The sequence below is a fragment of the Glycomyces dulcitolivorans genome (genome assembly GCF_003265355.1).
Taxonomy (GTDB): domain Bacteria; phylum Actinomycetota; class Actinomycetes; order Mycobacteriales; family Micromonosporaceae; genus Glycomyces; species Glycomyces dulcitolivorans.
This window is the reverse complement of the sequence record NZ_QFRW01000247.1, coordinates 1-11,612: the sequence shown is the minus strand read 5'-3', so window position 1 is coordinate 11,612 and position 11,612 is coordinate 1. Positions and strand designations below refer to the sequence as shown.

General features: G+C 71.9%; 10 protein-coding genes and 1 pseudogene. 7 read left to right on the top strand and 4 right to left on the bottom strand.

Going from position 1 to position 11,612, the window contains the following annotated elements; all coding sequences use genetic code 11:
* From DI269_RS16480 to DI269_RS16465, 4 genes and pseudogenes are all read left to right on the top strand, one after another.
* Window positions 1-549, top strand: a pseudogene (locus DI269_RS16480) (hypothetical protein); the annotation flags it as partial.
* Window positions 550-583: 34 nt separating this feature from the next.
* Window positions 584-2,215, top strand: coding sequence for an ABC transporter ATP-binding protein (locus tag DI269_RS16475; protein WP_112137740.1), 1,632 nt, complete (start codon window positions 584-586; stop codon window positions 2,213-2,215).
* Window positions 2,208-2,990 carry an ECF transporter S component family protein gene (locus DI269_RS16470; RefSeq protein WP_112137737.1) on the top strand — a complete coding sequence of 261 codons (783 nt, stop codon included), beginning with the start codon at window positions 2,208-2,210 and terminating at the stop codon, window positions 2,988-2,990. The genes DI269_RS16475 and DI269_RS16470 overlap by 8 nt, the downstream gene beginning before the upstream one ends.
* 108 nt (window positions 2,991-3,098) lie before the next feature.
* A complete protein-coding gene (locus DI269_RS16465; protein WP_112137735.1) occupies window positions 3,099-3,446 on the top strand; it encodes a DoxX family protein in 348 nt (115 codons plus the stop codon).
* A 51-nt stretch (window positions 3,447-3,497) separates the two neighbouring features.
* On the opposite strand, the gene DI269_RS16460 is transcribed toward DI269_RS16465, so the two are convergent.
* Window positions 3,498-3,968 carry a carboxymuconolactone decarboxylase family protein gene (locus tag DI269_RS16460; protein ID WP_112137732.1) on the bottom strand — a complete coding sequence of 157 codons (471 nt, stop codon included), beginning with the start codon at window positions 3,966-3,968 and terminating at the stop codon, window positions 3,498-3,500.
* An 87-nt stretch (window positions 3,969-4,055) separates the two neighbouring features.
* Complete coding sequence (locus DI269_RS16455; protein WP_112137730.1) at window positions 4,056-4,913, bottom strand: LysR family transcriptional regulator; 858 nt, start codon at window positions 4,911-4,913, stop codon at window positions 4,056-4,058.
* A 103-nt stretch (window positions 4,914-5,016) separates the two neighbouring features.
* Here DI269_RS16455 and DI269_RS16450 point away from each other — a divergent pair, with 103 nt between their 5' ends.
* A complete protein-coding gene (locus DI269_RS16450; RefSeq protein ID WP_112137727.1) occupies window positions 5,017-5,871 on the top strand; it encodes an oxidoreductase in 855 nt (284 codons plus the stop codon).
* Window positions 5,872-5,923: 52 nt separating this feature from the next.
* Here the strand turns inward: DI269_RS16450 and dnaE are convergent, their stop codons facing one another.
* Both dnaE and DI269_RS16440 read right to left on the bottom strand, forming a co-directional pair.
* Entirely contained in the window at window positions 5,924-9,466 is a 3,543-nt protein-coding gene (gene dnaE / locus DI269_RS16445) for a DNA polymerase III subunit alpha (RefSeq protein ID WP_112137724.1), read from the bottom strand.
* Window positions 9,467-9,550: 84 nt separating this feature from the next.
* Window positions 9,551-10,396 carry a helix-turn-helix domain-containing protein gene (locus tag DI269_RS16440; RefSeq protein WP_232822780.1) on the bottom strand — a complete coding sequence of 282 codons (846 nt, stop codon included), beginning with the start codon at window positions 10,394-10,396 and terminating at the stop codon, window positions 9,551-9,553.
* Window positions 10,397-10,529: 133 nt separating this feature from the next.
* Here DI269_RS16440 and DI269_RS16435 point away from each other — a divergent pair, with 133 nt between their 5' ends.
* Complete coding sequence (locus DI269_RS16435) at window positions 10,530-10,931, top strand: hypothetical protein (RefSeq protein ID WP_112137719.1); 402 nt, start codon at window positions 10,530-10,532, stop codon at window positions 10,929-10,931.
* Between the two features lie 162 nt (window positions 10,932-11,093).
* A partial coding sequence (locus DI269_RS16430) for a DUF4192 domain-containing protein (RefSeq protein WP_115509854.1) occupies window positions 11,094-11,612 on the top strand: 519 nt, incomplete at its 3' end.

Below are 11,612 nucleotides of genomic sequence, written 5' to 3'. Positions count from 1 at the left end.
TTCGGGATCGCGTTCGCCTCCAAGCGCGTCCCGCACACCAGGTACCGGCCGGACCGGTTCGGCCCCAAGGACTGGGCGGTCGTCGCCTCCGGCGCGACCGCCGTCGCCGGCACGGTCGCCGGCCTCGCGCTCGAACCTGCGGCCCTGTGGCCCGCGACCGCACCGCTCCACGCACCCCCGCTGCCGCTCGCCGCCGCAGCCGGAGTCCTCCTCGCCGCCCTGCCCGCAATCCTGGTCCCCTCGACACCGGAGGGCGCCCGGATCGCAGCCCCGCCACAGCCGGGTTCGCCGCCGAGCGACGACAGCGCACGAGCGGGCACCGATCGGCCCGACCCCGCGACCGCTCGGATCGAAACGCCCGCAGCGCGAGAGCGCACTCGGCCGACGATCGCCGCCCGGCCCGACGCCGCGCCCCTGCGGCGTCCGAGCGGCTCGTCGGACCACGGCGCCGCATCGGCGAACACCGATCAGCCTGGCGCGGACCGACCCACGGAGCGCTCGCCGGACGGCACCTCGCCGTCCGAACGCACCCGGCCGGAGGGCACCTGATGACCAGCGACACTTCGGCAACGGAGGGCACCCGATGACCGTCGACGCCATCGCGTTCGAGCACGTCACGTTCGCGTACGAGGGCCCGCCGGTCCTCGACGACGTGACCTTCGCGCTCCCCGAGGGCGAGTTCTGCCTGCTCGTCGGCCCCACGGGCGCCGGCAAGTCGACGCTGCTCAAGGCCGTCAACGGGCTCGTCCCCCGCTTCACCGGCGGCGACATGCGCGGGCGCATCACCGTCGCCGGGCGCGACGTGCGCGGGGCGACTCCCGCCGACCTCGCGGACGTCGTCGGGTACGTCGGCCAGGACCCCCTCGCGGGCTTCGTGACCGACGAGGTCGAGCTCGAACTCGCCTACACCGCCGAGCAGCTCGGCGTCGCCCCCGCGGCGATGCGCAAGCGCGTCACCGAGATCGTCGACCTGCTCGGCCTCGCCGACGTGCGGGACCGGGCCCTCGCGCAGCTGTCCTCAGGGCAGCGGCAGCGGGTGGCGATCGGGGCGGCGCTCGTCGCCGGGCCGGCCGCACTCGTCCTCGACGAGCCGACCTCGGCGCTCGATCCGACCGCGGCCGACGAGGTCCTGTCGGCGCTGCACCGGCTCGTCCACGACCTGGGGATCACCGTGCTCCTCGCGGAGCACCGGCTCGAACGCGTCGTCCAATACGCAGATTCTGCCCTCCTTCTCAACGGCGGCAAGGTCACCGCCGGTCCGCTCGGGGAGGTCCTCGCCGTCTCGCCGGTCGCGCCGCCGGTGGTCGGGCTCGGACGCCTCGCCGGGTGGCCCGGCCCGCCCGTGACGATCCGCGAAGCCCGTCGTCACGCGGGTCGGCTTCGCGAGGTCCTCGCCGAGCGTGTCGAAACCGTATCCCCGGGTACCGACAATCCACTGTCTGCGGCGCAGGCCGGACCGCCGCTGCTGGAGGCGCGCGGGGTGACGGTCGACTACCCGGGCGTGCGCGCGGTCGCCGGGGTCGACCTGGTCGCGGCCCGCGGGGAGCGGATCGCGCTCATGGGCCGCAACGGGTCCGGGAAGTCGAGCCTCCTGTGGGCGTTGCAGGGCACCGGGAAGCGCTCGGGCGGCACCGTCGCGATCGGCGGCGCCGACCCCGCCGCGCGCCGTCCCGGGGAGCGGCGCACCCTCGCCGGGCTCGTCCCGGCCGAGGCCGCCGACCTGCTGTACGCGGAGACCGTGGCCGCCGAATGCGCCGGCGCCGACGAGGACGGCCGCGCACCGAAGGGCACGTGCGCGAAGATCCTCGACGACCTCGTCGAAGACGTCGACCCCCAGGCGCACCCGCGGGACCTCTCCGAGGGCCAGCGCCTCGCGCTCGCCCTGGCCGTGACACTCACGGCCGCACCGCCGCTGCTGCTTCTCGACGAGCCGACGCGCGGCCTCGACTACCCCGGGAAGGCCGCGCTCGCCGCCAGGCTGCGGCTGCTCGCGGGGGCCGGGCACTGCGTGGTCGTGTCCACGCACGACGTGGAGTTCTGCGCCGAGTTCGCGTCGCGCGTGGTGGTCCTGTCGGACGGGGAGGTCGTCGCGGACGGCCCGGCGCGGCAGATCACGGCCGCGTCGCCGATGTTCGCGCCGCAGGTGGAGAAGATCCTGCCGGGCTGGCTGACGGTCGCGGAGGTCGCGGCGGCATTGGGGTCCGGCGATGGCTGAGGCGCGTCCGGCGGTGCGCCGGCGCGCGGCGGTGGCGCTGGTGCTGGCGGCGGGGTTCGGCCTGGTGGCGATGTCGTGGCCGCTGCTGTCGGCGCCGGGCGGGGCGTTGACCGAGACCACTTCGGGCCCTTGGCTGTTCGCGCTGCTGCTGCCCCTCGTGACGGCGACGGTGGTGGTGCAGTTGAGCGACGGGGGCCTGGACGCGCGCGCGGTGGCGATGCTGGGCGTCCTGTCGGCGGTGGTGGCGGCGGTGCGGCCCTTCGGGGCGGGCGCGGCCGGGGTGGAGACGGTGTTCTTCCTGATCGTGTTGGCGGGCAGGGTGTTCGGGGCGGGGTTCGGGTTCCTGCTGGGCTGCACGGGGTTGTTCGCGTCGGCGCTGCTCACCGGGGGTGTGGGGCCGTGGATGCCGTACCAGATGTTCGCGGCGGCGTTCGTGGGATTGGGGGCGGGGCTGCTGCCGCGCACGCCGTCCACGCGGGCGGGCCGGGCCGGGGAGATCGCGCTGCTGGCGGGGTACGGGGTGGTGGCGTCGCTGGCGTACGGGCTGCTGATGAACCTGTCGTTCTGGCCGTTCGCGCTCACGCAGGGGGACCTCGCGTACGTGCCGGGCGGGGGCCTGGGCGAGAACCTGCCGCGCCTGTTCGCGTATTCGATCGCGACGTCGCTGGGCTGGGACGTGGGCCGGGCGGTGACGACGGCGGTGCTGCTGGTGTCGGCGGGTCCGCTGCTGCTGCGGGTGCTGCGGAGGGCGGCGCGGCGCGCGAACTGGTCCTAGGCCAGGCCCCGCGACCGGTGAGTGATGCCGGACACGTTCGGTCACGCGGGTGCGGGCCGGCGGTTCACACGGGCATCAGCGTTCCCGCAACAGAACCGGAGCAGTCCGATGAGCATCGCCTTCGTTATCGTCACCGTGGTCGCCGCCCTCTGGACGGGGTTCTCGGCCTATTCGATCTGGGTCAAGGCCGCGTACGTGGTCGAGCCCCTCGCGCACTACGGCGTCCCCGAGGCCTGGTGGTTCTGGCTGGGCCTGGCGAAGGCCGCCGGGGCGCTGGGGCTCCTCGCGGGCCTGGTCGTGCCCGCGGTCGGGATCGCCGCGGCGGCCGGCCTGGTTCTGTACTTCACGGGCGCCGTGGTCACCGTGGCGCGGGCCCGCTCGTACGGGACGCTGTTCGCGCCCTTGATGTACCTGGTCCCGGCCGCGGCCGCGCTCACCCTCGGCGTCCTCGCCTAGCCCGCAACGGGAAAGGGCCCGCGCGGTGCGCGGGCCCTTCCGTCGCGGCGTCTACCGCACCCACTGTTCGGCGAAGGAGACGCCGACCTTCGGGGAGCCGATGAGGGCGAGCGGGGTGAAGAACCCGATCTGCCCGAGGACGCCGATGAGGACGACGATCTCCTCTTCGGTGAGGTGTTTGCGGGCCTGGTCGACGAGGTCGTCGCTGACGCGCTCGCCGGTCGGGTTCGGGGTGTGGACGGCCTCGGTGAGGGCGAGCGCGGCCCGTTCGGCCTCGGTGAACAGCGGGGAGGTGCGCCAGGTGGCGACGGCGCCGAGCCGCTCGGGGGTGTCCTGGGAGGCCTCCAGCTGGCGGGTGGTGAAGTAGCTGGAGCCGAGGATCTGGCCGACGCGCAGCTGCACGAGGCCGGCGGTGGTCGCGGGGAGGACGCCGTCGGCGTTGACCTTGTTGACGGCGGCGGCGATCTCGTTGACGACGGGCAGGTACTGGGCGGGGTTCTCGATGCGGGGCGTGATGCTCATGGCGGTGTTCCTTCGCTTCCGGTGGTTCGCTTCACCCCCTTGACGGATGCCGGGACGCCGATGTGACCGCATCTAATGCGATGCGCGTCACATCAGGGATCGGACGACGGCCGCGAACTCCTCGGCGAGGGGGTTGCCGGGCCGCCAGGCGAGGGCGACGCGCAGGGGTTCGGCGTCGGCGAGCGGCACCCACGCGAGGTCGGGGCGGGCGTAGTAGGCGGCCATGGACGCGGGCGCGAAGCACACGGCGGCGCCTTCGGCGACCTGTTCGAGCATCTCCTCGACGTTGTCGTTCTTGGGCCCCCACACCGGTTCGGTGCCGTCGGGGCGGGGGTTGACCGCCCACCAGTCGACCCAGGCGTGCGGCGCCTTGTCCGTCCACATGAGCGGCTCGGTGTTCGTCTCGTCGACGGTGACGGAGTCGCGGCCGGCGAGGCGGTGGCCGACGGGGACGCCGACGACGCGCGGTTCGGTGCGGACGACGACGGATTCGCAGCCGTCGAGGTCGGCGGGGAGCCACACGAACGCGGCGTCCACCGCGCCCTGGCGCAGGGCCGCGGCCTCGCCGCCCCAGTCGAACCGCTTGGGCACCACCCGGAATCCGCGTCGCGCGAGCTCGGCGCGGGCGCGCGTGGTCAGCTCCCCTGCACCCGAAGCCTCGAATCCGACCCGCAGCACCCCGCCGGTCTTGTGTCTTTCGGCGGCCGCGGCGACCCGGTCGGCGGCGGCGAGCGCGTCGGCTGCCGCGGCCAGGACCTCGCTCCCGGCGGCGGTCGGGGCGACCCCGGCGGGGGTGCGGTCGAACAGCCGCACCCCGAGTTCGGCTTCGAGTCGCTTGAGCGCGTAGGAGAGCGCGGGCTGGCTGACGTACAGGGCCTTCGCGGCCCGCCCGAGGTTCCCGTGCTCGCCGATCGCCGCAAGATACCGCAACTGCCGCAGCTCCATGCAGCGATCATAAGCCGCGTTTATGGCCCCGTCGAATACCGGTATTGGACACCCGCAGTCCCCTAGGGGGATAAATGAACCCACCACCCACGGAAGGAACCCCATGAGCGCACCCGCCCGCACCGCCGAAGGCCGCGTCTGGCTCGTCACCGGCGCGAACGCCGGTTTCGGCCGCGCCATCACCGAGGCCGCGGTCGCCCACGGCGACACCGTCATCGCGACGGCCCGCCGCCCCGAGACCCTCGACGGCCTGGCCGCCGCGCACCCCGGCCGGGTCGTCCCTGTCCAGTTGGACGTGACCGATCCGGCCCGGATCGATGCGGTCGTCGCCGAGGCCGTCCTCTGGTACGGCCGCGTCGACGTCCTGGTCAACAATGCCGGCCGCGGCCATCTGGGCGCGGTCGAGGAGACCACCGACGCCGAGCTGCGGTCCCTGATGGACGTGCACGTCTTCGGGCCCGCGAACCTGGTCCGTGCGGTCCTCCCGCACATGCGCGCGCAAGCGTCGGGGGCGATCGTGCAGCTGTCAAGCATGGGCGGGCGCACCTCGTTCCCCGGCGTCGGCGCGTACTTGGCGACGAAGTTCGCCCTGGAGGGCCTGAGCACGGCGCTCGCGGCCGAGGTGAAGCCGCACGGCGTCGACGTGCTCATCGTCGAGCCGGGCGCGTTCCGCACCAGCTTCGCCGGTGGCGTGCATTCCGAGTCGGCGCCGATCGAGGGCTACGAGGAGACCGTGGGGCCGTTCCGGTCCTCGTTCGCGGCCTCCGACGGCACCCAGCCGGGCGACCCGGCGAAGGCCGCCGCGGCGATCATCCAGGCCCTGTCCGCCGAGGAGGTCCCGCTGCGGCTCGTCCTGGGCGACACCGCGGTCGACCGAATCCGCGAGTCGCTGCAGGCGCAGGAGGCCGAACTCGACGCGTGGGAGCACGTGTCCCGCGCAACCGCCTTCGACCAGTAAGCAAGGAACCGGGCCCCCTTCCGGAGGGCCCGGTTCCCGTTGCGTCCCCTGCCTACCCGATGAGCGCACCCGCGCCGAGCAGGGCCTTCAGGTCGCCGACGAGCTCGACCGAGGGCCGCACCCGCCACGCGTCGCCGAGCGCGAGCAGCGTCGTCTTCGGCCCGTTCGCGAGCTGCACCCGCACCTGGGCCTCGCCGCGGTGGGTCTTGAACGTGTCGGAGAGCTTCTCGATGAGCGCCGGGTTGACCGACGCGGCCCGCAGCGCGAGCGTGATCGGCGCCGAGTTCGACTCCGGGCCGGTCGAGGTGTCGAGGACCGCGAGGTCCTGGGCGATGAGCTGCGCGGTGCCGTCGCGGCGGTCCAGCTTGCCCTTGACGCAGCACACGAGGTCGTCGGCGAGCGACTCGGACACCAGCTCGTACGTGTTCGGGAAGAACCGCACCTCGATCGAACCCGCCAGGTCCTCCAAAGTGGCCGACGCCCACAGCTTGCCCTGCTTGGTGACCCGCTTGGCGACGTTCTGGAGGATCCCGGCGACGCGCACGTTCGCGCCGTCGGGGACGTCCTCGCCGTGCAGGGCCGCGATCGGCCGGTCCGCGTTCGACGACAGGAGCCGCTCGAACCCGTTGAGCGGGTGGTCCGAGACGTACAGGCCGAGCATCTCCCGCTCGAACGCGAGCTTGTCGCGCCGGTCCCACTCGTCGTCGGCGATCGTCAGGTCGACGCCGAGCGTGTCGGTGGTCTCGGCCATCATCCCGCCGAACAGGTCGAACTGGCCCCGCGCCTCCTCCTTCTTGATGGAGACCATCGCGTCGATCGCCTTCTCGTGCACCTCGGCGAGACCGCGGCGCGCATGCCCGAGCGAGTCGAACGCCCCGGCCTTGATCAGCGACTCCACGGTCCGCTTGTTGCACACCGGCGCGGGCACCTTCTGCAGGAAGTCCTTGAAGTCGTCGTACGCGCCCTTCTCCTCGCGAGCCTCGATGATCCCAGCGACGACGTTCGCGCCGACGTTGCGCACCGCGCCGAGCCCGTACCGGATGTCCTTCCCGACCGGGTGGAACATGTGCCGCGACTCGTTCACGTCCGGCGGCATGACCGTGATGCCCATGCGCCGGCACTCCGACAGGTACACCGCGGCCTTGTCCTTCGAGTCGCCCACCGAGGTGAGCAGCGCCGCCATGTACTCGGCCGGGAAGTTCGCCTTCAGATAGGCCGTCCAGTACCCGACGAGCGCGTACCCCGCGGCGTGCGACTTGTTGAACGCGTACCCGGCGAACGGGAGCATGATGTCCCACAGGGTCTTGATCGACCCCTTCGAGAACCCGTTCGCCTCCATGCCCGCCTCGAACGCCGCGAACTGCTTCTCCAGGACGTCGAGCTTCTTCTTGCCCATGGCCTTGCGGAGCATGTCCGCCTGGCCCATCGTGAACCCGGCGAGCTTCTGTGCGATGCGCATGATCTGCTCCTGGTAGACGATCAGGCCGTACGTCTCGGCGAGGATCTCCTCCAGGGCCTCCGCGAGCTCGGGGTGCAGCGCGACCACGTCCTGGCGCTTGTTCTTGCGGTCGGCGTAGTTGTTGTGCGAGTTCGCGGCCATCGGGCCCGGCCGGTACAGGGCGTTCACGGCGATGATGTCGTTGAACTCAGTGGGCTGCATGCGCTTGAGGAGCTCGCGCATGGCCCCGCCGTCGAGCTGGAACACGCCCAGCGAATCGCCCCGCGACAAGAGCTCGTACGTCTTCGGGTCGTCCGTCGCGAGCGTGTCCAGGTCGAGGTCGATGCCCCGGTTGATCTTGATCGCCTCGATCGCGTCGCCGATGACGGTGAGGTTCCGCAGCCCCAGGAAGTCCATCTTCAGCAGGCCGATGTCCTCGCAGGACGGGTAGTCCCACCCGGTGATGATCGACCCGTCCGGCCTGGCCCACATCGGGATGCAGTCCACCAGCGGCTGCGAGGACAGGATCACCGCGCACGCGTGCACGCCCGCGTTGCGGATCAGGCCCTCCAGGCCCAGCGCCGTGTCGAAGATCGTGCGGACCTCGTTGTCGGACTCGATGAGGCCCCGCACCTCCCCGGCCTCCTTGAACCGCGGGTGCTCCGAGTCCATGATCCCCGACAGCGGGATGTCCGTCGCCGCCACCGGCGGCGGCAGGGCCTTCGTGATCCGCTCGGCGATCGAGAAGCCCGGCTGGCCGTGGTGGATGCGCGCGGCGTCCTTGATCGCGGCCTTGGTCTTGATCGTGCCGAACGTGATGACCTGGGCGACGAACTCCTTGCCGTACTTCTCCGTCGCGTACGTGATCATCTCGCCGCGCCGCCGGTCGTCGAAGTCGATGTCGATGTCGGGCATCGAGACGCGCTCGGGGTTGAGGAACCGCTCGAACAGCAGGCCGTGCTCGATCGGGTCGATGTTCGTGATCTTCATGGCGTACGCGACGAGCGAGCCCGCCGCCGAGCCGCGGCCCGGGCCCACGTAGATCCCGATCGACCGGGCATGCGAGATGAGGTCGGCGACCACCAGGAAGTACGACGGGTACCCGGCGTTGATGATGACGTTCAGTTCGAGCTCGGCCCGCTCCAGGTAGTCCGCCGGCACGTCCCGGTCCGGGAACCGGCCCCGCAGGCCGATCGCGACCTGCTCGCGCAGCCACGTCCCCTGGTCGTGGCCCTCCGGCACCTGGATGATCGGCATCCGGTCCTGCACCGCGAAGATGTCGTCATAGGACGACACCATGTCGGCCACGCGCATCGTGTTCGCGCAGCCCTCCTGCCAGAAGTCGTCGCTGCGCAGCCCGTACATCTGGTCGGCCGACCGCAGGAAGTAGCCCTCGCCGTCGAGCTTGAACCGCTTGGGGTCGTCCAGGGTCGTGCCCGACTGGACGCACAGCAGCGCCTCGTGCGTGTCCCGCTGGTCCTCGGTCACGATGTGGGAGTCGTTGGTCACCAGCGGCGGCAGGCCCAGATTCTTCGCCAGCGCGTACAGCTCGTCCTTGACGCGCTGCTCGATCCCGATCCCGTGGTCCATGACCTCCAGGAAGTAGTTCTCCGCGCCGAAGATGTCCCGGTAGTCCGAGGCCGCCTGCATGGCCTCCTGGACCTGGCCCAGCCGCAGCCGCGTCTGCACCTCGCCCGAGGGGCAGCCGGTCGTCGCCACGATCCCGGACGCGTTCGCCGCGATCAGCTCGCGGTCCATGCGCGGCTTGTAGTAGTAGCCCTCGAACGAGGCGAGGCTGGAGAGGCGGAACAGGTTCCGCAGGCCCGCGGAGTCCTTCGCGAGCATCGTCATGTGCGTGTACGCGCCGCCGCCGGAGATGTCGTCGGGGCGCTGGCCCGGCTCGCCCCAGAACACGGGCTTCTTGTGGAACCGGTCGTGCGGCGCGAGGTACGCCTCGATGCCGATGATCGGCTTGATCCCGGTCTTCTTCGCCTGCTGGTAGAACGCGTACCCGCCGTACATGTTGCCGTGGTCGGTGAGCGCGATCGCGGGCATCTGCAACCGCTCGGCCTCCGCGAACATGGGTTTGAGCTTCGCGGCCCCGTCGAGCATCGAGTACTCGCTGTGCACGTGCAGGTGGACGTACTGGTTCGACACGCTTCGCTCCCGCTGACCTGTGGTTTTGTCCTCTTGGCCGCCGACCGCGCACCCCCGCGGGCGGCCCGCCCCAGACCCTCTAGCCTAGTCCCCCTCCCGGGTCGCCCGCGCGGCCTCCGCGGCCCCGATGGGCTCCATCTCGGCCGCGGCGAAGGCCGCACGAGTGGCATCGTCGAGGGGGAAGAACAACTCCACGGCGAGCTCCGAGACGGTGATGTCGCGGGGCGCGCCGAACGTCGCGATCGTCGTGAACATCGACAGGTCCCCGCGCCTGGAGCGCACCCGCAGCGGCAGCGCGATCGGACTCGGCGAGGACCCGTCCCAGCCCCCGTCGTCGGCCCCGACCGCCTCGTACCCGCGCACCTCCTCGATCAGCTCGACGACCGCGGGATGGTCATCGACCGCCAGCTGCGCGCGCAACCGGTCGAGGAAGTACCGCCGCACCTCCCCGAAGTTCCGCAGCCGCGGCGCGAGGCCCTTCGGGTGCAGCGCGACCCGCGCGAGGTTGACGCGGCCGCTCAGCAGCCCGGGGTCGACGTCCTCCATGAGCAATGCGGCCCCGCCGTTGAAGTCGAGGAGGTTCCCGAACCGGTCAACCACGACCGCAGGGAGCGGATCGTGGTGCTCCAGGATCCACCCGACCGCCTCCCGGGCCACGGCGAGCCGCTCGTCCCAGTACTCGGTCTCGGCCCACGCGGGCGCGAACCCCGCGGCCACGAGCAGCGCGTTCCGTTCGCGCAGCGGCACATCGAGCGCCTCGGCCAGGCGCAGCACCATGGCGCGGCTCGGTTCGGCGCGGCCGGTCTCGATGCGCGACAGGTGCCTCGCGGACACCCCGGTCTGCACGGACAGCTCGAACTGGCTCAGCCGGCGGCGCTCGCGCCACTGGCGCAGGAGCCCGCCGAACGCGGGGAGGGTCTGGACGGTCACGGCGCAACCGTAACCGCGGCCGCGCCGCCCGGCCATGACCTCCGAGGTCATTGCGGACCGGACCTCACGGGCCCAGCATTGTCGGCATGCAGGGACGACCCGAGCCCCGCCCGATCCCCTTGTGGAGGAACCCATGACGACGACCGCCCCCACCGCCACCGCCGCCGAGACCCGGCTGCGCTCGGTCCTGCGCCAGGACGCCCTCGCCTGCGCCGGCTTCGGCCTCCTCATGACCGCCGGGTTCGCCCTGGTCGACCCGCTCCTGGGCCTCGGCCCGGCCTGGGCGGTGCCGTTCGGCGTGTACCTGCTCGGCTGCGCCGCCGCCCTCGCACTGGTGGCCGGGTACCCAGTCCTGGTGCGCGGCCAGGTGATCGGCGTGGTGGTGAACAACGCGCTGGCCGCGCTCGCCCTGGCGGTGCTGCCGTTCACGGGCCTGGTGGACCTGACGCTCGCGGGCTACATCGTGCTGCTGGGAGGCGCCGCACTGGTGGCGCTCTTCGCAGTGATCGAGGGAGCGGCGGCGGCCCGCATGTAGACGCGGAATGAGGGGCGGCGCGGAAGCGCCGCCCGACCGCGGTTACCACGCCCCGCTAAAACACGCCAAACAATCCACAAGCCCGATTCGACCTGTTTCAGTTATCCACAGGTCGAAAATCAATGCTTGCCAGGTAATCGCCATGTGACGGACAGTTGACCCATGAACATGACACAGGCGCGAATCAGCATCAACGGCCCCAACGACCTCCTCACCACGATCCCGCTGTTGCTCGGCTTCCACCCCGAGCACAGCCTCGTCGTGGTCGGCCTCATCGAGCGGCGGCTCCAGTGCACCTTCAGGGTCGACCTCCCGGGCTCGGCCGACCACCTGGAGCACCTCCCGGACCTGACCGCGCAGCTCAGCCTCAACGAGTGCGACGAGTGCGTGGTCATCGCCTACGGCGAGAAGGAGGTCGCCGAGGCCTCGGTCGAACGCGCGGCCTCCCGCCTCTTCAACGCCGGAGTGAAGCCGCTCGACCGGCTCCGCGTCGCCGAGGGCCGCTGGTTCAGCCTCACCTGCGACAAGCCCTGCTGCCCTGCGGAGGGCATGCCGGTCCCGGAGACCTCCGCCGCCTCATGCGAGGTCGCGCTCGCGGGCTGCTACGCCGCGGCCGACCGCGAGGAGGTCGCGCAACTCCTGGCCCCGGCCGCGCCGGGGCGCCGGGCCGCGGTCGAGCGG